20 protein-coding genes are annotated in these 23,038 nt (G+C 47.4%); 14 read left to right on the forward strand and 6 right to left on the reverse strand.

Annotation, left to right across the window (positions count from 1 at the left end):
* Positions 1-378: 378 nt before the first annotated feature.
* The 7 genes from L5M71_RS15110 to L5M71_RS15140 are packed head-to-tail and all read left to right on the forward strand — an operon-like array spanning position 379 to position 9,765.
* Entirely contained in the window at positions 379-2,565 is a 2,187-nt protein-coding gene (locus tag L5M71_RS15110; RefSeq protein WP_263208501.1) for a TonB-dependent siderophore receptor, read from the forward strand.
* 39 nt (positions 2,566-2,604) lie between these two features.
* A complete protein-coding gene (locus L5M71_RS15115) occupies positions 2,605-3,246 on the forward strand; it encodes a DUF4198 domain-containing protein (RefSeq protein WP_263208503.1) in 642 nt (213 codons plus the stop codon).
* A 27-nt stretch (positions 3,247-3,273) separates the two neighbouring features.
* A complete protein-coding gene (locus L5M71_RS15120) occupies positions 3,274-4,323 on the forward strand; it encodes an efflux RND transporter periplasmic adaptor subunit (protein WP_263208505.1) in 1,050 nt (349 codons plus the stop codon).
* Positions 4,324-4,327: 4 nt separating this feature from the next.
* Positions 4,328-7,495, forward strand: a complete 3,168-nt coding sequence (locus L5M71_RS15125) for an efflux RND transporter permease subunit (protein WP_263208507.1) — start codon at positions 4,328-4,330, stop codon at positions 7,493-7,495.
* Positions 7,488-7,856: a hypothetical protein gene (locus L5M71_RS15130; protein ID WP_263208509.1), complete on the forward strand. Its 369-nt coding sequence runs from the start codon at positions 7,488-7,490 to the stop codon at positions 7,854-7,856. The genes L5M71_RS15125 and L5M71_RS15130 overlap by 8 nt, the downstream gene beginning before the upstream one ends.
* Entirely contained in the window at positions 7,853-9,442 is a 1,590-nt protein-coding gene (locus tag L5M71_RS15135; RefSeq protein ID WP_263208512.1) for a PepSY-associated TM helix domain-containing protein, read from the forward strand. The genes L5M71_RS15130 and L5M71_RS15135 overlap by 4 nt, the downstream gene beginning before the upstream one ends.
* Positions 9,439-9,765, forward strand: a complete 327-nt coding sequence (locus L5M71_RS15140; RefSeq protein WP_212599464.1) for a DUF3325 domain-containing protein — start codon at positions 9,439-9,441, stop codon at positions 9,763-9,765. Before L5M71_RS15135 ends, L5M71_RS15140 begins: the two co-directional genes overlap by 4 nt.
* A 455-nt stretch (positions 9,766-10,220) precedes the next feature.
* On the opposite strand, the gene L5M71_RS15145 is transcribed toward L5M71_RS15140, so the two are convergent.
* Together L5M71_RS15145 and L5M71_RS15150 are read right to left on the reverse strand one after the other, a co-directional pair.
* Positions 10,221-11,012 (reverse strand): hypothetical protein, encoded by a 792-nt coding sequence (locus tag L5M71_RS15145; protein WP_263208515.1) that lies wholly within the window; start codon positions 11,010-11,012, stop codon positions 10,221-10,223.
* Between the two features lie 197 nt (positions 11,013-11,209).
* Positions 11,210-11,710, reverse strand: coding sequence for a DUF4365 domain-containing protein (locus L5M71_RS15150; RefSeq protein ID WP_263208517.1), 501 nt, complete (start codon positions 11,708-11,710; stop codon positions 11,210-11,212).
* Between the two features lie 276 nt (positions 11,711-11,986).
* Here L5M71_RS15150 and L5M71_RS15155 point away from each other — a divergent pair, with 276 nt between their 5' ends.
* The gene (locus tag L5M71_RS15155) at positions 11,987-12,142 is read left to right on the forward strand and encodes a hypothetical protein (protein ID WP_263208519.1); all 156 of its coding nucleotides are present in this window, start codon (positions 11,987-11,989) and stop codon (positions 12,140-12,142) included.
* Here L5M71_RS15155 and L5M71_RS15160 read toward each other — a convergent pair.
* Entirely contained in the window at positions 12,119-13,651 is a 1,533-nt protein-coding gene (locus tag L5M71_RS15160) for a DUF3612 domain-containing protein (protein ID WP_168826158.1), read from the reverse strand. The genes L5M71_RS15155 and L5M71_RS15160 overlap by 24 nt on opposite strands.
* A gap of 254 nt (positions 13,652-13,905) precedes the next feature.
* On the opposite strand from L5M71_RS15160, the gene L5M71_RS15165 reads away from it, so the two are divergent.
* Both L5M71_RS15165 and L5M71_RS15170 read left to right on the forward strand, forming a co-directional pair.
* A complete protein-coding gene (locus L5M71_RS15165) occupies positions 13,906-14,469 on the forward strand; it encodes a malate synthase (protein ID WP_011845404.1) in 564 nt (187 codons plus the stop codon).
* 286 nt (positions 14,470-14,755) lie between these two features.
* Positions 14,756-15,706 (forward strand): YeiH family protein, encoded by a 951-nt coding sequence (locus L5M71_RS15170; RefSeq protein WP_106648891.1) that lies wholly within the window; start codon positions 14,756-14,758, stop codon positions 15,704-15,706.
* A 23-nt stretch (positions 15,707-15,729) separates the two neighbouring features.
* Here L5M71_RS15170 and L5M71_RS15175 read toward each other — a convergent pair whose 3' ends face one another.
* Positions 15,730-15,876 (reverse strand): hypothetical protein, encoded by a 147-nt coding sequence (locus L5M71_RS15175; RefSeq protein ID WP_105253023.1) that lies wholly within the window; start codon positions 15,874-15,876, stop codon positions 15,730-15,732.
* 113 nt (positions 15,877-15,989) lie between these two features.
* Positions 15,990-16,535, reverse strand: coding sequence for a helix-turn-helix transcriptional regulator (locus L5M71_RS15180; RefSeq protein WP_105250726.1), 546 nt, complete (start codon positions 16,533-16,535; stop codon positions 15,990-15,992).
* A 145-nt stretch (positions 16,536-16,680) separates the two neighbouring features.
* On the opposite strand from L5M71_RS15180, the gene L5M71_RS15185 reads away from it, so the two are divergent.
* The 4 genes from L5M71_RS15185 to L5M71_RS15200 are packed head-to-tail and all read left to right on the forward strand — an operon-like array spanning position 16,681 to position 22,286.
* Entirely contained in the window at positions 16,681-17,904 is a 1,224-nt protein-coding gene (locus L5M71_RS15185) for a metal transporter (RefSeq protein ID WP_263208521.1), read from the forward strand.
* A complete protein-coding gene (locus L5M71_RS15190; protein WP_263208523.1) occupies positions 17,901-18,929 on the forward strand; it encodes a membrane fusion-like protein in 1,029 nt (342 codons plus the stop codon). Before L5M71_RS15185 ends, L5M71_RS15190 begins: the two co-directional genes overlap by 4 nt.
* Before the next feature lies 1 nt (position 18,930).
* Positions 18,931-21,984, forward strand: a complete 3,054-nt coding sequence (locus L5M71_RS15195) for an efflux RND transporter permease subunit (RefSeq protein ID WP_263208525.1) — start codon at positions 18,931-18,933, stop codon at positions 21,982-21,984.
* Complete coding sequence (locus L5M71_RS15200) at positions 21,981-22,286, forward strand: DUF3240 family protein (RefSeq protein ID WP_006079422.1); 306 nt, start codon at positions 21,981-21,983, stop codon at positions 22,284-22,286. Before L5M71_RS15195 ends, L5M71_RS15200 begins: the two co-directional genes overlap by 4 nt.
* Positions 22,287-22,359: 73 nt before the next feature.
* Here the strand turns inward: L5M71_RS15200 and L5M71_RS15205 are convergent, their stop codons facing one another.
* Positions 22,360-22,983 carry a paraquat-inducible protein A gene (locus L5M71_RS15205; protein WP_263208527.1) on the reverse strand — a complete coding sequence of 208 codons (624 nt, stop codon included), beginning with the start codon at positions 22,981-22,983 and terminating at the stop codon, positions 22,360-22,362.
* Positions 22,984-23,038: the final 55 nt, after the last annotated feature.

The following is a 23,038-nucleotide window of genomic DNA, read 5'->3' on the forward strand; positions in this document are numbered from 1 at the left end:
AGGCTTAACAAGTCCGTTGGATTTCGATTCGATTGTAAAGATTAAAGGCCACAGTCGGTAACGACTGTGGCCTTTTTGTTGGCTAAATTGACTCGAGCCACAATAGCTTTTGTTCAAAGTCGATGCCTCGAAACCGAGTTATAGTAAGGCATGCGCTAAAAGTGCAGCACTCACCGCGACCGCTTATCACAGCTCGCTGACAAACTATTCGCCAATAAGTTACAACCCCGCTTCAACAATTTACACATTGGGCATATTGCATTTATTTTCAACAAACCTATCATGCGATCGATTCTCATTTGCAACTATGTGCTTTATTTGCACTCAGGATCACCAATCATTATTTAATCTGAAATCGCCTGAAAGGATTGAAATACCATGCCTCCCCTATCTGTTTTAACGTCTTGGCGCTCGCCATTGATCCCTGTACTTCTCAGCACACTTACTCTGACGGTTCAAGCCAATACTGACCCTAAGCAAGATGAGAAAAAAGATACAGAACAGATAGAAAGATTGAACGTGGTAGGAACATACACCCGCGCGGCAATGAATAGCGCCACGGGTTTGTCTATGTCACTCAAAGAAACCCCACAAAGCGTCACTTTGATTACCGAAGAGATGATTAGCGACAAAGGTTTGGTCACTATGGAGTCAGTGTTAAATCACACTCCTGGCGTGACTATGGTGGGCGATGCCTCTGAAAATAGTCAGATATTCGTGCGCGGTTATGCACTAGACAGCGGTGTTCAAATTGACGGCTTAATCACAACCTCTTCATCCCATGTTTACAGCGGCTCAATTGATCAAGGTTTAGACCCTGTGATTGCCGAACGGGTTGAAGTATTAAAAGGTGCGGCAGGGATTTTAAGTGGTTTAGGTGAACCTTCTGCCACGGTTAATTTTATTCGTAAACGTCCAACGGATGACACCCGTGCCACGGCAAGTGCAAGTTATGGCTCATGGAATACCTATAGACTTGAGGCCGATGTTTCTGGCTGGCTAACGGATTCGGGCAATGTGAAAGGTCGATTCGTGAGTGCGGTGAAGAAAGGCGACTCTTTTATCGATCGCTATCAGCGCGATACCACAGTGCTCTATGGCGTAGTTGAAACGAGTCTCGGCACAGATACTAGCTTGTCGCTATTTGCGGACTATCAAAAATCACAAACCGACGGTGTGTATAACTGGAACTCTAATCCCGCATTTTATACCGATGGCACAGCTGTCGATTTTGGCCGCAACTACTCTAGCTCACAGGACTGGACCCATTGGGACGTGACCCAAAAGAGTCTCATGGCCGAATTTAAACATAGATTCGATAACGACTGGTCACTCGTCAGTGCCTATCGTATTGCTAACGCCACCATAGATGCATTGGCCTTTTACCCTGGCGACAACATAGTGAAATCAACCGGCGAGTTTGTCGGCCCTTGGGGTGATACCTATGCCGCCCAGCATGATAGAGAATCAGATACCAACAGTTTCAACCTGTATGCAACGGGTAACTTCGACTTACTCGGCCGTGAACATAGCGCTGTGATCGGTTTTAACTACGGTGACAACGAGTTCGATAACATCAACACTGAATCTGGACGCCAACGTCGCTATAACGTCGCGGATCAGGGCAATTACCCCAAGCCTAATATTCCTAATTCACCCACCAATGGCCAAACCAATGAGCAAAGCCAATCGGGTGTTTACGGCACTGTCCGTGTCAATGTATTGGATTCACTGAAATTAATGGTCGGTGGACGCGTAAGTAACTGGTCCTATGAAAAGCATGATCTCGTGGGTAACAGCACAGATGCGACCATGGAAAAAACCGGTATTTTCATCCCCTACTACGGCCTAGTCTACGATGTGACCGAGCAGATCGCTGTCTACGCTAGCCGTACTGAAATCTTCAAACCTGGCACCTATTTTGGTGAGGATGGCCAACTGCTCGAACCTGCAGAAGGCACCAACGTCGAAGGCGGCGTCAAGGTCGCGCTGTTCGATGACACGCTAAACATGTCAGCCGCCATCTACGAAACCAATAAAGACAACGAACCCGAATATGCAGGGAAAGGTCAGCTACCTTCCGGTGACTCTATCTACGAAAGTGTGGATGGGATTACCACCAAGGGCTATGAGTTAGAAATTGCCGGACGTCTTACCGACTTATGGGATATCAGCGGTGGTTATACCCACAACAATGCAGAAGATAAAGATGGCCTACGTCGTCAAACTTATCTGCCCGAAGATATCTTCAAACTCACCACAAAATATAACTTTGAAGATATTCTGCCGGGCATTACTGCAGGTGCGAGCTGGCGCTGGCAGAGCAGCACCTTCTATCAAGGCACTATTTGGGGTGTCGATGGCGCGCCGAATGTGGCTTACCGCCAAACACAATCCGCCTACTCACTCGTTGACTTAATGTTTGGCTACCAAATCACACCATCTATTTCTATGCAATTGAACATTAACAATATTTTCGACAAGAACTACAACCGTTCACTCTGGGGTTACGCCGACTTTGGCGAGCCACGTAATGCCACACTGTCACTACGTTGGACGCTCTAAAACATAGCCCTAACCAGAAATAACATTAAGGATGATCAAATGAAACAAGCACTTGTACTACTCACTTTACTCGGCGGTATCACCTTTTCGGCTCAAGCACATGAAGTATGGCTTGAGCGCAGCAGCGATGGTTCGGTCAAAGTGCAATTTGGTGAACCGGGTTCAGAGTACGCCACAGCCGAAGAGTTAGCGTCGTTAAGCGCAGCACGAATTTTCGACGCCAATGCCAAAGCGCCGCTGACCGCCACAGCGAAAGCCGATCATTTGTTGGTTAAAACCCAAGATGGCAAGAGTGATGTCAGCTTCTATGCCGATACCGCGTGGCAGCCATGGAAAACTGAGACAGGACTACAAGCCGCAATACTCTATGCCCGCACGGGACAAGAACACACCAAAGCGCTGCAAGATTTTGAATTTACGCCAGTAAAATCAGGCGCTCCCGAGTTTGTGCTTAGCTATAAAGGCGCACCACTGGTGAATCATCCAGTACAAGTTTATCGCCCCGGTTTTTGGAGCAAGTCTTTCACTACCGATGCCCAAGGTAAGTTCGCCCTCGATACCCCAGATGCAGGCCGCTACTTGCTCGTCAGTAACCACACCACAGAAGGCAAACAAACACTGGCTGGCAACGAAGTTGATAGTGTTTTACACATCACCACCACGAGTTTTATCACTCAGTAATGATCTTAATAGTGAGATGGAGTTAACGTGCGGTATTTAATGATAGGTTTATACCTACTGTGTTTTGCAGTCCACGCAAACGCAGTACCAGTAACAGTTGCCTTGCCCCAAACAGGCAATACCAATGAACTTTTGCCACTCAGTGGCTCCATTAAATCCGCACGGGTGGCCCGCTTATCGGCTCGCACCGATGGCCTAGTCGCCAAAGTGTTGGTCGATGCGGGCTCGCAAGTCCGCGCTGGCCAGCCTCTACTCGCACTCGATGACACCTTAGCCGTACACCAATTAGCACAGCGTCAGGCCGATTTAATGGCCGCTAAGACCATGCTGCTAGAAAAACAGCGGCTCCTCACCGAGGCGCAAACGCTCAGTTCTCTGCAATTATTCCCCGAAACTGAGCGCGCGATTCGTCAAGCGGCGTTAACCGAAGCCGAAGCTAATCTGCAGAGTTTAACGGCAGCATTAGCACACCAAAAAGAGGTGGTCGCCCGCCACCAACTGATCGCGCCTTTTGCGGGAGTGATTTCAAGCAAACAAACTGAAACCGGTGAATGGGTCAATGTCGGCACTGAAATCTTCACCTTAGTATCCCAAGAACAGCTCTGGCTCGATATTCAAGTCCCACAGGAAATGTTTCAAAACATAGCCACTGCAACTCAAGTCGATATTGCCGCAGATATGCTGCCTGAACAGCAGTTTATCGGCCATGTGAATGCACTCGTCCCCGTGAGCGACCACAATGCTCGCAGCTTCTTGGTGCGCTTAACCATTCCTGATGCGAGTGGACTTTTGATGCCCGGCACATCGGCCACTGCGACCTTCCACTTACAGCGGGCACAACACAGTGTTGTCGTGCCGCAAGATGCGCTAGTCCGTCACCCCGACGGCCAGTTCAGTGTCTTTACCGTGCAAAACAACATAGCCCAACGGCATACCGTTCAAGTGGGCCATACGAGCGCCATCGGGATTGAAATCCTTAGTCCATTACCCAAAGACGCGCCCGTGGTGATCCGCGGTAACGAGAGCCTACAAGACCAACAGCCAGTCTCTGTACTCAACTCTGCAGTAGGAGGTTAGTGGGATGCTGAAGTTTGGAATTAAACATGGCACCTTACTGTCGGTCATCGTCTTGATATTTTGCGTATTGGGCACGGCTGCCGCACTGCGTATCCCAATCCAAATGATCCCCGACTTAGATGTGCGCACCATCAGCGTGGCCACAGGTTGGCCGGGGGCAACGCCGCAAGACGTCGAGAAAGAAATTCTGCTTGAACAGGAACGCTACCTGCGCACCCTGCCCAACTTACAACGCATGACATCTTGGGCTGATACGGGTTCGGCATGGATAGAACTCGAATTCCCCCAGAGCACTGAGATCAGCGACGCGCTTATTCGTGTTAGCAATGCGCTCAGCCAAGTATCGTCCTACCCTGAAAACGTCGATCAACCACGGCTTTACAGCAGTTCATATTCAGACAACGCTTTCATGTATTTCCGCCTCGTGCCTGTCGCGGGGAACCCGCTGAATCTAGATATAGACATGATGCGCGATTTTGCTAACGATTTCATTCGCCCACAAATGGAGCGCGTCAAAGGCGTTTCCTCCGTCACTATTCAAGGCGGCGCTGAACGGCAAATTCAAATACGGCTCGATCCCGCCAAACTCGCCCAACGCGGCATCAGCATTATGGACGTGCGCCAAGCCATTCGAGATCGCAACAAAGACACTTCTGCGGGCGATATCGACAGTGGTAAAAAACGTTATTTACTGCGGGTAATTGGCCGTTTTGAGGATTTAAATCAACTTAAGCAACTGATTTTAAAACGCCAAGGTAATACGAATATTCTGCTGCAAGACGTTGCCGAGATAAAACTCGACCACGCTGAGCTCCGAGAACTATCCTTTGCCGAACAAGAACGCACCCTCAGCTTAGCGGTCAAACGGGATGTCGGTTCTAACGTTATCGCCATCAAAGATGCCATGATGCCCGTGATAGCGCAGATCAATCAAAATCAACTCGCCCAGCACGCCATGCAGTTAGAGTTATTCAGTGATGATGTGCGCTATGTGCAAGATTCGGTTGCAAATGTGTGGGTCAATTTAGGTCTAGGTGCCTTACTGGCAACCTTGGTCATGTATCTCTTTTTACGCTCGAATCGAGCCACCCTGATTGGTGTTATCGGTATTCCGCTGTGTACCTTAGCCGCCTTCGTCGGGCTGCTGGTGTTTAATCGCACCATTAATGTCATTTCACTGGCGGGTGTTGCCTTTGCCATCGGCATGACGGTCGATAACAGCATTGTGGTGCTCGAAAGTATTGAACAAGCGCGCAGACGCGGATTAGAGCGTCTCGAAGCAGCCATAAGTGGTATCTACGATGTCTGGCCCGCAGTATTAGCCTCGACGCTCACCACAGTGCTAGTGTTTGTACCCATTCTATTTATCAAACAAGAAGCGGGGCAACTGTACTCGGATATCGCGATTGCCATCGCTTCATCCATTATCGCTTCTATGCTGGTCGCGGTGTTCATCGTACCCGCCGCTATTGCCCGTTTTGGTTTCGGTAAGATGCACTCGGCGCAGACAAACCAAAGTGAGCCCCCCAAAGCATCACGCATATTGAGCTTAGTCAGCCAACTTGTACTGTCGGCAAGACGCCGCACCTTTGTGATTGTGCTGTCACTCGTCTCGACGATTGGGCTTGCGGCTTGGCTTATGCCTCCGGCCGAATATTTACCCGAAGGCGAAGAACCAAAAACCTTTACTTCTATGGTCGCACCGCCGGGTTACAACCTATCGGAAATGGCTAAAATTGCTGAAGAATTAACGACTCAGCTATCCGCGAGAGTCAATGCCGAGGCGGCATCCTTTGAACGTGGTAAGCAAAAAATCCCGCCGCTAAAATACTATACCCTCAGTGTAGGTGTCGGCAGTATTTGGGTGATGAGCGAACCCGTTCGCAGCCAAGATATGGATGCCATGATGAGCTCACTCACCGCCTTGTTTGAGCAATATCCTGGCATGCGCGCCTATTCATCGCGGGGTTCCATTATTTCCAGCAACGATGGTGGCACCCGCGCTGTCGCCTTGGATATTTCTGGCCCGAATCAAGCCAGCCTCTATCGTGCTGCAGAAGCGGCGTATCAAGCGGCGGAAAAAGTATTTGCCGAACCTCAGCTGTATTCTGACCCATCGACCTTGTCGCTAGACCAACCACTTTGGCAGATTTCCCCTCGCTGGCAACGTCTTGTAGAACAAGATTTTAGCGGCAGCGAGTTTGGCTATGCGGTTTCGGCACTGAGCGATGGCGCCTATGTCGACGAGTTTTTCCTCAATGATAACAAGGTGGATATCTTTCTATTTAGTCTGGCAGGCAATCAACAGAGTCTGTCGCAATTGGCACTCGCACCAATAGTGACGCCTAAGGGCAATGTACTGCCACTGCAAGCCTTGGCCGACATTAGCGAGCAAATGGATAGCGACAGTTTACGCCGCGTCGATGGCCGCAGAACCGTGACCCTTTACATTATTCCGCCGCGTTCCATTGCGTTAGAAACCGCGGTGGCTAAGGTGCGGGAAGAATTAGTCCCCATCCTCTATCAACAGGGTGCGGTCGGCAAAGATGTCAGTTTGGATATTTCGGGCGCAGCTGATCAGCTCGAAGCGACGAAAGCGGCACTCTCCAGCAATTTTCTGGTCGCCGTGTTGATCATCTACTTATTATTAGTTGCGATTTTTAATCACTGGGGTTATCCGTTATTTGTGCTGATCACTATCCCGCTCGGACTCGCTGGCGGTTTAGTCGGCTTACAAGCGCTTAATTCTATTGGCAGCTTATTTGCGTATCTTGGCGGCCAAGGTTGGCACCAACCCTTTGATATGATTACTATGCTTGGATTTCTAATCCTATTAGGCACAGTCGTTAACAACCCGATTTTGATCGTGGAACAGAGCCGTAAAAACCTGCAATCGGGTCAGTTTGGTGTCGTTGATGCCGTAAAATCTGCCGTCGCCAGTCGGTTACGACCGATTCTAATGTCTACCGCGACGACCTTGTTTGGCTTATTGCCGTTGGTGTTATTCCCCGGTGCTGGCAGCGAACTCTACCGCGGCGTTGGCATAGTGGTGTTGGCTGGCCTTATCGTGGCAACGCTACTCAGCTTAACCTTTTTACCCGCCCTGTTAATCTCTGTGCTATCCCGCACCCACAAGACAAATTCAGCAGAAGTGGCACACCATCATGACTGAAAAAACCAACACGACTCCGCCGTTAACACAAAGACTGATGCGCTGGAAAACGTCAGCCATCTGGAGCGATAGCCTGCACATAGGTAATCGCTGTCTCGCAGCAACCTTTGGTGGCTATTTGTTAAGTGCAGTCGCGACTATTTTGCTCGCGCAAATCCTGCCGTTATCTCAGGTTGATCGGGTGTTAACCGCCATGATGCTGTCATTTACTGTGTACACCTGCGCCGTGATTTGGGTGTTCAGCGTTAAATCAACATGGCGATACTGGCTGGATTTATTCGCGCTTAGCGGTCTGCTGTATTTAGCTTACCTCGCCGCTAAAGCGTTTGATGCTACAAGTGCTCAAGGGAGTGGATTATGAAAGACTCCTTTTTTCGTTCAATGACTTGGCTACACACTTGGGTTGGATTGCTCACCTGCTGGGTGTTGTTTCTGGTTTTTTTCGCCGGAACAGCGGCCTATTACCGTGCTGAAATCAACCTGTGGATGCAACCCGAAAACCACGGCAGCCAATATGATGCCAATGCGGATAATCAACAATTGATACTCAAGGGCCTCACGTCCTTGGCACAACAAGCGCCTGACGCTGAGTCATGGTGGATTTACTTACCCACACAACGGGTGCCATTACTGACCTATGCATGGAGCGATCCCGCCGCTGAAGGCCAGCGATTTGGTGATTATCATCAAGGCTTTATTAACCCTGCGACAGGTGAAGCCTTACCTAAAGCACGGGAAAGCCGAGGGGGCGATTTCCTCTATCGACTGCATTTCGACTTGTACTACATGAGTGTACTCACGGCGCGTTGGATCGTCGGTTTTTGCACTATGTTCATGCTGGTCGCCATCATCAGCGGGATAGTGATCCACAAACGTATTTTTAAGGATTTTTTTAGTTTTCGCCCCGGAAAAGGCCCGCGCTCTTGGTTAGATGCCCATGTCGCCAGCTCAGTTCTCGCATTGCCCTTTCATCTAATGATCACTTATACCGGCCTAGTGACTTTGATGTTTATGTATATGCCATGGGGACTTAACACACAATATGGTGATGAAACTCAAGCCTTTTATTCGCAATGGAAACCCATTTACCAAACTCCCGCCGCCACTGGCACGCCAGCCACTATGCTCGATAGTCAGAGTTTGCTCAGTGCGATTTACAATGTCGTCGGTGAGTCGCCACTTGAAGGCTTACAGTTTGATAATCTCAACGACAGCAATGCCAGCGTAACAGTCAAAATCGCCCCTGAGCACAGCTTAAATCAGCAAGCGCCTTGGTATCACTTGTCTACTGTGACAGGTGCAGTGTTGGCGCAGTCGGCTGTGACTTCGGGAGCGAATCAAACCCAAAGTGCCATGATAGCCCTGCACAGTGGTCGCTTTGCAGGCCAAGGCCTACGTTTACTGTATTTACTGGCGGGATTAACAGGCTGCGTGATGATCGCCAGCGGCGCGATTATGTGGGCCGATAAACTGGCACAAAAGCAGCTTAAAAAAGATAAGAATCATAGCGGGCTCACGCTAGTGAACATGTTGAATCTCGCCACCTTTGGTGGCCTGCCCATTGCGCTAGCCTGTTATTTTTATGCCAATCGACTCTTACCCGTCACCTTTGCAGATAGAGAAAACTGGGAAATCCATTGTTTCTTTATCAGTTGGGCGTTAGTCGCACTGCTCGCTTGTTTCAAACGAAATAAACAAACATGGCAACGACTTTTTTTACTCACATCCTTGCTTTATGGCCTGCTACCCCTGCTCAATGCCATGACTTCGCAGTATCAGCTGATAAGCAATCTACAGCGCCAAGCCTATGTTCTCGCAGGATTTGATCTCATGATGCTCGCACTTGCAGCGCTGTTTTACATGGCAGCCAAACGCTTGCGTAGCCCTAAAAAAGTGCTGGCTACACGGGTAACCAAAGCGACGGCAGAATTAGGAGTTGAATCATGACAGCCACAGGCGAATTGTTAACCTGTTTTATCGCCATGGGACTGTTGGCCTTATCTTATTTTAGCCACCACCGCGCCGTGCGTAACCGCCCGTTAACCGATGTACAAGCACGCGGATTTCGCACCGCTGGTACTGCAACGCTCGTCCTGTGTTATTGGCTTGCCAGTCGTCATTACGGCCCAGCGTACGCCAGCGTATTACTGCTCGGCTGGGTGTGTTTAAGTTCGATAATTCTAGTGATTTTACTCAGTTACAAACCACGCTGGTTACAGCCCATATTGCCCGCCAGCACCGTAGTGTGTTTGCTCGGATTGTTGTATTAACCAATGATTTTAAAAACAAAATTACGTCAACCATGAGCGAGGCTGATTGATAAAAAATCATAGAGTAGGGATTGTGAGATGAGTTCTTCTTAAAGCGATAAACACATGAGTGACGACATAACTAATGATTAAGCACTCTCATTCCAGTGACTCGCCGTGAATATATCCCTATAGGCTCGACGGCGGCATCCATGCCGCCAACGGTCACTTACACGCGAGTGCATAATCTCGTTAGCCCTTCATATCTATGATAATCCGTTATTCCACTTAACTAAAAAACATCACAATACATTAGAGCCTACATTCATCCTCCGAGTTAGAATGACTACCTACTACTTTAAAATTATGCGAATCAAGCATCTTTGCTGACTTTGCGGTTACATGCAGTGCGCCTTTACAACTCACAAACTCTTTTCTTTCATGTGCATGCACAGCGTCCCAATAGTCATTTAAAGCTAATTGCATAACCACATTTTTTCGACACCTCGAACAAGAGATCTAACAGTAATCTCGCCGAAATCATCATCAGGTAAATGTGTCATTCTGCTAACTAAGCCAAATGCTTCATAGGCTTTAATAACATAATTCCCTTTATAAAATGCTGATGCGAGCTCTAGTGTAGGCACCTGTTCCGAACAGAAGTTAAATTGCTTTGGCATATTTTGGATATCGGCTTCAGCTCCAGCCAGATATATACTTATTGTGAATGACCTAGTTTTGGCAGTACCACTTAAGCCAACTAGTGCATCACATAAATTAGCACTTACACCACTTTCCACAATTGATTCGAATTCAAATACGCTTTCTGTATTTTGATAAGATTTTATCCCATTCTCTAAAGCTAACAAGCTACGAGACAAATTATTAGTGACAGCTCTAGTAATTGATATTTTATCTTGATCTAATTGGGCATCAAAAGACTCTACAATAGGAGCTATTAAATTAACGACAAAACTACCAACTTCTGTTTGGCCTAAGCGCAGTTGCTTTATAAAATTTTGAACATCAGTGTTACGTTGACCAGTAAAATGTGCTTTTTTTCTAAATGTAGAGAGTGTTGTTGCTGCAAGTAAGTCTCTTGATTTTTCAATAAGTAAAACTCCATCATCGATAGGAATAGTGCCTTCTTCTACATCGGCATGTACAACCCGTATTTTCACACTATCAGAAAAAAAATTATCTATTGCTCTTATAATTTTTAAAGGAGATCTATTTTCAAACTCTGAGAGCGAATTTACCGCGTCCAATATGCGCTGTTGATAGCCCTTAATATTAATCGATGTTGGTTGTATGACCTCAAAGTCAAAAAAACCTTCTTCTCTTCGATGCCAAATTGTAGCTTAACCGAAAACATCGCCATCTGGCACCCATCCATTTGACCGTAAGTAACATTCTAAATTTTTAGGCGGTATATTATGGGTAATATTTTTTAACTGAGAAATATTCATGCAGCAATACCTCCATGACTTGCCGACTCCATCAACAAAAGCATACTAGTAGCTGTTAAGATATTTTCTCTTGGGATCTTAATTGTAACTGATGTTCCATTGGTAGTTTCTTTCAAATCTCTCAGCGAAATCCAATAGCAACAATGTTTCATTTTCATGTGATCAAGTTCATATGAAAGCCATGCATCTGTCTCATTCGGCACAACTAGAACAAATAAAAGCCTAGGACACAAGAGATTATCCCCGCGTAGATCGTTATAGTTTTTTATTGGAAGTTTGTAAGAAAAATATTCTTCGCAACCGTCATTACAGGCTGTGCACTTTAATTGAATCTCTAGCTGAGGATTACGAATAGTAGAGGCAAAACCTCTTCCTTTTAGAATTAAATCAACACTATCATCATCAACATCAGGAATTGCTGATCTAAAACCAATTTGAGCAGCAATCGCACTAACATACGCTCTACTTAACAATTCTTTCCTTTGATTTATATCCATTATGCCAACTAAAAATTTTGTTAAGAAACAATCTGAAAAATAAATAACATGCTAAAGCAACATGTTAGCTCTAGAGTTTATAGATTACGCTGTGCACAAAATACAAAGAAAGTGTTGACTGATCTTTAAGTATAACTGTGGCCACATCCCTACAATTTATCATTTTATGCTATAAGAATTTGAGTCAGTTAAGTAGTTATTTTTTAAACAACTATTACTTTAAACGTCTTTATTATGCTCAACATTATCATTACAGGCTGCTATGTATAGGAAGGGATGCTGGCTAAATTAAGCACTCTCATGGAAGTGACCGTTGGCGGCATGGATGCCGCCGTCGAGCCCTCAGGGATGAGTTTATGGCGAGTCACTGGAGTGAGAGTGCTTAACATCAATCCCATCTGCGATACTTTATTCAGTACCATCACACTGTGATTTACCTGCTTGATAGCAACTGGGTTGACGTGGGCATACGGCGCCGCGGGAGCAAATAAGGCGGGCGTCGTTTTTGATCCCGCGTTCTATCCAGTTGATATTGAGGATTTTTGCAACGCTCACCAGATCGCTTTTAATGTGTTTTGGAATAGTGACTGAACCGCCACTGGCGACACAGGCATCTTTCAAATCGTGGGCGATTGAGAGAGCATCTTTGCCTTGGGCTTCAATCGCCGGATTCAAATCAATACCGGCACAGAGGACATGGGGATTGCCTGCCGAATCTTCGACCTTAATTGACTCGCAGCAGTAAATGCGGGGTTCGTTACCGACGTTTAAAATCGAAATCTGTGCCGAAGTGCCGACCGTCGGCTCGCTGATCATTCTAAAGACGGCCCAATGCTGACAAGGGTCTTCCACTAACCGCATATTGCCCCAAGGTAGTGGAATACCGTTACCACGGTAAACGGCTTTGAGTTTGCCTGGTGCGTAAGCGTCGAAATAATGCCAATGGGGATAAGGAGAGACGACAGTCATACGCCGCATGGCGACTGAGGCTGACACTTGCAGTTGCTTGTGTACTTCAATCTCATAGCCATGGCGGTCGAGTAATTGGCGATAAGGCACTTTAGGGCACAGCAGCGCACCGGCGAAGAAGCTCGATTCAAAATCGCGCCACGCATGCAAGATATCCTGCGCGTTCAAGGTATTGGACTGCATACCCGCCTCTTCATCCACTTCTAATTTGCGGCCTGAGATCATCACACTCTTGAGGCCGTCCTTGTTGTGCAACACGCAATGACCTATGTGCACAGCTAAATCATATTTGAGTCTGTTGGGGCGATTTTTGAGGATTTTATTTACATAAATCGTGCTCGGCGGCTCAATAAATGAGGTGACCAACTGGCGCGAACTCACGCCCATTTCATCGATAACTTCCTGCGGCGTACTATCTATCCACTTGATTTTTAATCCCATTCCCTTAGCGATATCCAGCATATCGTCCAGAGATAGGGGCATACGTTTGAGGCCGACTTCTTCGGCGGCACGTTCAAGATCGGGGAAATGATTTTGATGGTGTTCTTGATGGGCGCGGATCAATAAATGGGCAAACTGCCGACCTGAGATCCCTGTCTGCGACAGCATCTCAGGTATCGCTATTTGTAAAATATCATTGGAAAACAAAAAGCTGGGTTCGAGTGCCATACCACTTATGCCACCACGTCGGCCCTTGTCTGGCGTAATGGCGTTTTCTTCGGGCACATCGTCTAAGAACCATTCGGCGTCTTTTTGAAAAACCGCGGCGATGACTGCCAGCATTCCGGCACTCGGCACACGCTTGCCACGTTCGATCATCGACAAATATGACACAGAAGGCGCACTTCCCGCGTCGACTCGAATGCATCGTGCCGACAAATCTTCCATCGTTAAATTATTACGTTTCCGTAGGTTACGTATTTTTGTGCCTAGGAAATGTGATTTTCTCATCAAGCTCTGGTCATTGCGCATTTTGTAAAATTCACAGTGTAAAATTTTTATTGTGAAATTGTAGTCAAAAAAAGACTAGACTACAAATCAAGCAATCAAGGAAAGGCTAATGCGAACAAGCTAAGCCATTCCAGTACAAGAAATGCTTAACCACTCACACTTAAAGTGGCTAAGCACTCAAAGCGGACAAACCAAATTGAAGACAAACTTTGATAAGCCAAAAGTTAAATCAAAACCCTGAATTTTTTAAATTGAAAGAGTGAGAGGAACAAGCGATGAATATGTCAATTATCAAGAGCAACCAGATCCAACCGAATCTAAACAGCCTCATCGCAGAAGAAGTGCTAGCCGTGGCCCAAGTGAATGTCGCCGAGCACGAGAAGATCGCTAATGCGAAACAATTCCTCGACCGCCTCTTTCCACTTAACTCTGGTTCACACCAAGATGTGAGCAGCTATGTGGTTTACTACCAACACCTGTTGGCCTTTTTTGCCGACGGCAGCCACAGTGGTTTACGTCAGCCAAAACAGTTTGTGGCCTTTAACGGCACTAAAGATGCGCCTTGCGCCATAGTGTTACAGGACCTAGGTTGCCACGTTGAACTCAGTTTCGACCGCAGTGGCATGATAGGTGCGAGAGACGTTGCCAATCTGGAAGATATCCAAATCGGAACGTCATTAAACATGGTAGTCGGAACACCAGAGTCACGTTCTGCCGCATCGCGCCATTGGCTCAGCCTATTACATGCGGGTATGTCCAGCGCCAACGACACCCAAGATAAGTTGTTTACCGCAAAGGATGGCAGCGATTACAACTTGAAAAGTATCGTAAATTTATAATTTCACGTTTTGTAACCTCGCCATTTATTATCTAGCTAAGAAGATGAACTGAGCTCAGTTCATCTTCTTCAATTTACCCTCCTGCTTTGCACAATCCTCTGATAGTCAATAAAACTGACTGACTAGATAAGTTTAATTGATTTTATTGAGGCTCATACACACAGCTATAATGCCCTCTTGCATCTGTCTCCATGATCAATCCAATTGATCGCCATTTTGTATCCGTCGCTTAATGTGAAGATCTGTGGTTGGAACGATAAACCGAATCGCTCGAGCCTAAGGCGTTATGAATTCTTCATCGACATCACAGCAAGATAATAAGACTCATCGCATCGTTTTCATCTGTGCGGGTTTGTTATGCCTCGCGCCTTTTATCTCATCGCCCATGGCGCTAGTGCTCGGTTTTACCTTAGCCAGCCTTGGTTGGGTGCCAGTGCAATGGAATATCGCCGCACTCACCAAAAAACTCCTGTCTTATTCGATCATTGGCTTAGGGTTTGGGATTAACTTAAACGCGGCGATCGAGGCGAGCACCCACAACTTCGGCCTGATTGTTGGCTCAATCTTTTTCACCCTCAGCTTAGGGTTTGTGCTCACCCGCGCCCTGAAATTTGATCATGTCACGGGCCACTTAATCGCCTCTGGTACCGCTATTTGCGGTGGCAGTGCCATTGCCGCAGTCGCTCCGGCCATCAATGCGCGTAACGATCAAACCGCCACTGCATTAGCCTGCGTATTTGTGCTCAATTCAGTCGCGCTATTTTTATTCCCCGCACTCGGCCACTTGCTCAATATGAGCCAATACGATTTTGGCGTGTGGAGCGCCATCGCCATCCACGATACTTCGTCGGTAGTCGGCGCGGCTTCGGCCTACGGCGATGAAGCCTTAAAAACCGCAACCACTATAAAACTCGCCCGCGCCCTGTGGATTATCCCGATCGCATTGGTCAGCGCTATGTTGTTTGGTGGCGATAAGCGCAAGCTTAACCTGCCGTATTTTATCGGTTTTTATTGTTTAGCCATTGCCGTGGCCCATTGGTTGCCACAATTCCACGCTGTTTATGACACCTTATTTATGGTGTCGAAACGGGCATTAGTCCTGTGTTTGTTTTTGATTGGTGCAGGAATTACAGTGCAGAAAATGCGGGCGAGTGGCCCCAAACCTTTGTTGCTTGGGGTGATGCTGTGGGCAGCAATTGGTATCACGTCTTTAGTGTATATTCTTTATTTTCAATAGCTAAGATTTAACTCAAAGCCAATCTACTCTGCCGTCGGCTTCATTCGCCAAGCCCAGTAGAGGACGCCAACAAAGGCGGAGAATTCGATAAGTGAACGCACGAGTCCTGTGGTTTGCGTCGAAGCGACCAAGGCAATCAGGCAAAACACGATAATCAGCCAGTTTTTCAATTGCATCTTCCTGCAAACTTAGGGGATGCTCATTATTGTTTAGAACTAAAAACTCAGCAAATATCGATTTTCAATAACAAATAGCTATAACAGCTAAGCCAATCCTGCGTTGATTAAGCTGCCTTAGGGCTTGATGCCGCTTCATTCGCAGCAAGATCTTGATTATGTTCTTGAATAAAATCTTCCATAAACCAAGCGCAAAAAGTATGGCGTCCATCGACTGCCGCTTTACCGTAAATGGTCGATGCCTGTTGTCTGACGGTTTTTTCTTTAGTCTGGCGCACTTCGGCAATTTCTTTAAAGCTTAAGCCCTTAAGTAATAAAAATGCCACTTGCTGCTCACTCTTAGTAAAGCCCCAAGTCTCGAATTGCTGCGACACCGCTTGGCTGTATTCTTGTCTGGCAGAGCGCATTTGCGTCGACATATTGTCGATTTTTTTATCCGCATGCTCCAACCGTTTAGCCAACGCTTTCACTTCGCGGGAGCGACGAATAAGGTCATAACTTAAGTACATGGCACCAATCACAGTGAGCACTAATAACATGGCTTCCTGGGCAATATGCCATTGGGGAATGCCCAATTGAATGTCGGAAGTGATGTCAAAAAGCTTAAAGCATATGATCAAGGCCAACAGACCAATAATGACAAGATCCTTCATCGAAAAACTCCTAAATAAAAGCAAAATCAACCCATTAATTTATGGGACATATGTACCATAGACGGTTTTATGATACATGTCCCCCACGACTTTCGCCCACCAATCCCTACACTGACAGCACACTTTATTACCATAGAATCGTCCTATGTCTGTCAGTACGTCTTGTATCAAGTTATGTCTGTTGGCGACCTTAGTCAGCAGCAGTTTCCTGTGCCACGCCACGCATTCCGAGCTATCTCAAGCACTCACCACCAGCCAAGCAAGATTACATTCTCTATCTCAATCGGGTGGTCAGTTACCGCAATCACAAATAAGCTTAAGCAGTTCATCTTGGCTCAATGGCCTGCCGAGCATTAGCTTGAGTCACTTAGGTAGCCTAGATAATGGTAACAGCTACGAGCAGGAACTCTCACTCAATTTGCCAATAAAATCCCCTGCTATGCACAGCAGCGATAAGCAAATTAAGCAACTCACCCAAAGCATTCAGGCGCAACAAGTCGCGCTGCAAGGCCTGTATTTATCGGGATTATTGCGACAAAGCCTGTGGGAACATCGTCTTGCCGCAGTGAAACTGGCCCACTTAGATCGCAAGAGCCAATTACTCGACAAACTCCATAATCAGCAAAAGCAACTCACAGATGCGGGCGAACTGCCGATTGCCCACATTCTCTTGTTAGAGCGCGAACTGGTGGATATTGCACTGGAGCGGGTCGACCTTAACCAGCAACAGGCTGAGGCGCTTACCCTCTATCAACAACTCACCGGACAAGAGCAAATACCGCAGAACATAGCCGAAACCGCGCGGCCACTTTCTGCCAACAACCAACCCAATGACATGCTCGCGCAGCATCCATTATGGCAACTATTGAGCCTGCAGAAGCAGCAACAGCTGTTGATCATCCAGAGTCAGCAAGCAGGGAATAACGATCCTTGGGCAGTCTCACTCACGGCCAAAAATACCGCCGATAATCAAGTCGATGATCAACAGCTTGGCATCGCCGTTTCTGTACCACTGACTTTAGGTTCAGCCCTATCACAAACCGAATTATCCCAATGGCAACAAGCCAGTACCGAGCACACGCTCAACCTCGACCGTACCTATATCGAGCTAAAAACTCAGCTTAAAAAGCTAGAGCAACAGCAACAAAACTTACTCGACCAACAAACATTGCTAACCCAAGCCTTACACCTTAGCCGCACCATCACTGAAGAGCTGGCCAAGGTCAAAGACCAAAATCAAGTTAGCTACGAAGTCTGGCTGCGCCGCTATATGGATGCCCTCGATACCGAATCCCGCTTGGCGCTGAACCAAGTCGCGCAGCAACAACTGCACTCCCAACAACTGCAAGCCTTAGGAATTTCATTATGATGGCCAAGTACGGCGCATGCCTTTTCTGTTTATCCGCCAGTGTTGCCACGTTAGTGCAGGCTGAATCCTTAACGATAAGCTCCCTCGGTAATTTAGACCTGAGCTACGTGCAACCACAGAAAGTCGCCAGTTATGAGGGCAGCCCGTTGCCCGCGCAGGTTGAAATCCTCCCCGGTAACGATTACTGGATCAGCACACCGGAGAATATCCAGCAGATCAGCTTTCTCGTCGGCCAAGGCCAGCTCGTCACTAAAGGCCAAGCAATAGTTAAACTGACTGGGCCAGAAGTGTTCCACTACCTCGCACAAGTCGAAGCCGCCAGCAGCTTGTATCAACTGGCAAAGAGCCGTTATGAGCGCAATAAACCCTTATTAAACAATGGCAGTATCAGCGCAGAAAAATGGCAAGAGATCAGCCAAGACTACTTCAGCACTCACCTCGAATACGAGCACATGCAGCATTTTATGGAGATAGTCAAAAGCACAGATGCCGCCACAGACTCCCTAGTGGTAGGCACGCCAGTGGCGGGGATCGTTAAACTCAACCAAGTGAATGGGCCTTATATAGCGGGTTCACAGCTATTCTCACTGGTGCCCAGCGACAGCATTCGCGTCAAGGTCAGTGTGCCAATGAGTCAGTCGCACTCGCTCTCGGCGGTGAATATCAATCAGTGCCATATCGCCATTGAGTCCGTGTCGGCCATCGCCGAAGGTGCCTTTGTGACCGCTTGGTCATCACCCGTACCGCAGGAATGTAACTTACTATTAGGACAACAGATCACTGTGATACCCGAGTATCAAAAGGCGGTGTATTTATTGCCTAAAAATAGCGTATTCAGTTGGGAGCAAGACAGCCAAGTCTTCACTAAAACCGCCGACACGCTCACCTCGATTACAATCAATATTCTTGGCTCAACCCCAGAGCAATATATCGTTGAAAGCGATCAAGAACTCAGCCAAATCCAAGTGTTATCCCAGTCAGTTGCTGCAGTCAAAGGCATAATGCTTGGCTTAGGAGGCGAATAAGATGTTGACCTCAGTCATCCGCTTTTCGCTTACGCAGCGCTTATTTGTGCTGATTGTGGCGCTGATCATCATGTTAGCGGGAGCGCGAGCCTGGTTTTCCATTCCCTTGGATGCCTTTCCCGATATTTCGCCCACCCAAGTGAAGATTATCCTCAAGGCGCCCGGCATGACGCCGGAGGAAATCGAAGCGCAAATTACCGTGCCGATTGAAACCGAACTGTTAGGTATTCCCCATCAATCGATTCTGCGCTCGACCACTAAATACGCCATCAGCGATATCACCCTCGATTTTGACGAAGGCACAGATATCTATTGGGCGCGCCAGCAGGTGAGCGAACGCATCGCCGCCGTGTGGGACAGTTTCCCTGAAGGTGTGACGGGCGGTGTGGCGCCTATGAGTACGCCGCTCAGCGAAATCTTTATGTTTTCACTCGAAAATCCCAATCTTTCGCTGATGGAAAGACGGCAGTTGCTCGAATGGGAAATCCGTCCGCTACTACGAACCGTTGCAGGTGTCGCCGATGTGAATATCCTCGGTGGCTATGCCAAAAGCTTTAGTGTGACCCCCAAACCTGCGGCTATGGCGGCCGCGGGCGTAAGTTTTGCGGCGCTACAACAGGCGATAGTGGAGAATAATCACAACGAAGGTGCGGGCAAGCTCACCATTGGTACAGATACCATAATAGTACGCGCCGAAGGTCGCATCGATGATATCGACGAGCTCAAACAATTAGTGATCAAAGCCGATGATGCCAGAGTGTATCGACTGCAGGATTTAGCCGATATTCAAATTGGCCACTTAGCCCGCTATGGCGCAGTCACTAAGGACGGTAACGAAACCGCAGAAGCTTTGATCATCGCCCTAAAAGACGCCAATACAGCACAAGTAGTCAAAAACATTAAAGAAAAACTCGATCAAATTAGCCTAACCTTGCCAGAAGGGAGCCAGATAAACACCTTTTATGACCGCGCTAATCTGATCAATACCGCGATTGAGACCATCTCCAATGCCCTGTTCGAAGCCGTAGTGTTGGTGATCATCTTGCTGGCGCTATTTTTAGGTAACGTGCGCGCCGCATTGGTCGTGTCACTCTCGCTGCCTCTTGCCGCGTTGATGACGTTTTTGATGATGGATTACTTCAATCTTTCTGCGAACTTAATGAGCCTAGGCGGACTGGTTATTGCCATCGGCATGTTAGTGGATTCATCTGTGGTCGTAGTCGAAAACATGGTGAATCTCATCGCCACTAAGCAGAGATTACCGCGGCTGCATTTGATTTTTCGCGCGACTAAGGACGTTGCCATTCCCGTGGTGTCGGGCACTGTGATCGTCATGATAGTGTTCTCACCCTTGCTGACCTTGAGCGGGCTTGAAGGCAAACTCTTCACCCCAGTTGCGGTCACTATCGTATTTGCCATGCTGTCGGCGCTGGTGTTGTCGTTAACTGTTATTCCGGTTATCGCTTCTTATCTCGTCAACGAAAAAGCCGCCAAGGAACCTAAGGCGATTGAAAAGCTTAAACAGTTTTATCTGGTCAGCCTCAAGAGCACGTTTAGCCATCAAAAACGCTTTATGGTGATCGCCTTTAGCTTGCTTATCGTCAGCCTAGGGCTGTTCGGGTTAGTGGGAAAAACCTTTATGCCGACCTTAGATGAAGGCGACATTATCCTGCAGCTGGAGAAATCCCCGTCGATTTCACTCGAAGCTTCGATTGCCATCGACAAGCAAATTCAGCAAACCTTGCTGGCTAAAGTTCCTGAAATCAAACAAATGGTGGCGCGTACTGGCGCGGATGAAATCGGCTTAGATCCCATGGGACTCAATGAAACCGATGTGTTCTTAGAACTTTTGCCCCGCAGCGAATGGCGCTTTGCAAATAAAGAAGCACTTATCGATGCGATCCGCACTGTATTATTAGACTATCCCGGCGTTAATTTTAACTTTACTCAACCGATACAAATGCGCGTGTCGGAAATGCTCACCGGCAGCATTGGCGACGTAGCGATCAAGGTCTTTGGTAACGATATCGACACCTTAGGTCAGCTCACGAGCCAAATCCAACAGCTGGTTAATGCCACCAGCGGCAGCGTCGATGTGAAAATGGCGATGATCGAAGGCAGTCCTTTTATCAACCTCACCTTAGATAACGAGCTCGCCCGAGGCTTTGGCATGAGCACCATGGAGTTTGCCCGCTACCTGAAAAGCCAGCTCGAAGGCGTAATCGTGACCGAAGTGCTACAGGGTAAAAAGCGCACACCCGTGCTGATTGCTAACAATCAGAGCCACTTAAGCAGCATTAATGAGCTTAAAAATCAGTTACTGGTGATGCCAGATCACTCCTTAAAACGCCTGAGTGATGTCGCCACCTTAAGCTATAAGCAAGGCCCCATCCTTATCGAGCGTGAGCAAGGGAATCGCTTTTCAGTGATAACCACCAACGTGCAAGGTCGCGATATAGTGAGTTTTGTAGAAGAGCTCAACGCTAAAATTGCGCAGGAAATCAAACTCCCGAGCGGTTATAGCGTGAGTTTTGGTGGCGAGTTTGAAAACCAACAGCGGGCCACCAGCAATTTACTACTAGTGATACCCATTGCTATCGCACTGATCACTTTGATTTTATTCACCACATTTGGCTCACTGGCCAAAGCGGGCTTAATCCTCGCCAACGTTCCCTTCGCTATGATGGGCGGCATAGTTAGCCTGTATTTATCGGGGGAATATTTGTCCGTGCCCGCCTCGGTTGGCTTTATCGCCCTGCTCGGTGTCGCTGTACTCAATGGCGTAATGATGGTCAGCTATTACGAACAAACCAAGCACATGTTCAGTAATCTGTGCGAACGGGTGGAGCAAGGTGCGGCGCGGCGTTTACGCCCCATTTTGATGACGGCGACAACGGCCATGTTTGGTCTTATGCCGCTAGTGTTTGCCTCGGGCCCTGGGGCTGAAATTCAAAAACCTTTAGCGATTGTGGTGATTGGCGGTCTGCTCACTTCAACCATTACCACACTGTATTTACTGCCAATTCTATATTTTTGGCTGGAGAAACGTAAATGAGCACAGAACAACTGTTAGTACTGATCGCCCAAAATGATATTAAGGACGATATAGTCGATACCTTGATAGAGCTGGAGTTTCTGTCGGGTTTTAGCCTAGGGAATATTTGTGGTTTTAGCCGTGAACACAGCCATTTTAATATCAAGGAACAAGTGGAAGGTTATCGGGAGTTTTGTAAATTCGAAATCATGCACCCCGCTGCACAACAAGCGGCGCTACTCGCTGCACTGGCATTGGTCTGCAAACATAATCCCTGCCGCTATTGGATTATGCCCATCTATCAAAATGGCACTCTGTCTTAATCTAGATTGATGTTGATCTCACTGAGCAAGGCATACTGACTTTGTTATTAAAGTCAGTATGCCTTTAAAATAGCTAAAGAATTGGCGTAGGACGACGCACTAAAAAACCACTCAATATCGATAAAATGCAGTACGCGGTAAAGAAGTAAAATCCATTTTCAAATTGCGCCTGTGTTTTTAGCATTTCCCCCATGCCACCTGAGGCGTTCCCCGCCATAAAGGTGATGATCAGCGCCACCACAAACACATCGGCCATCGACCACTTGGCGAGTGCGTTGACGACGGCATTAATCCTCAGTTTCAGGCCAATCGAGCTAACACATTGCTGTGCCAACATTAAGCTCAACTTCAAGGCTGGCACTATCACACTGAATAACATGACTAATCCCGCGACGAGTCCATTACCAGAGTGATAAAGTTCGGTTACCGTCCCCCAAATACTACGAGTCTTCTGCAACACTTGGACTTCACCTTTAAGACTATTAAACCCAAGCAAACCACTGACCATGCTTAACATACCGCTGGCACTGTCACGCCCAGAGTCCTCATCAAAGCTTTGGGCAACTTGCTCTATGCCTTGTTCCGCCAGCTTGGCCTTATCGATACTGCCGCTGATACTCAAAATAGGTTGAGTCACCCCTGGAATTAACAAAGCCAAGGATAAGATAATGATAAAAATAGGAAATAGTGATTTCATAGCATTGCTCGACCAGAGAAATACTTTCAGTTTACGGTTTTTAGCGCAGGCTCTG

Source organism: Shewanella sp. SW1, assembly GCF_025653545.1.
Classification (GTDB): Bacteria; Pseudomonadota; Gammaproteobacteria; order Enterobacterales; family Shewanellaceae; genus Shewanella; species Shewanella oncorhynchi.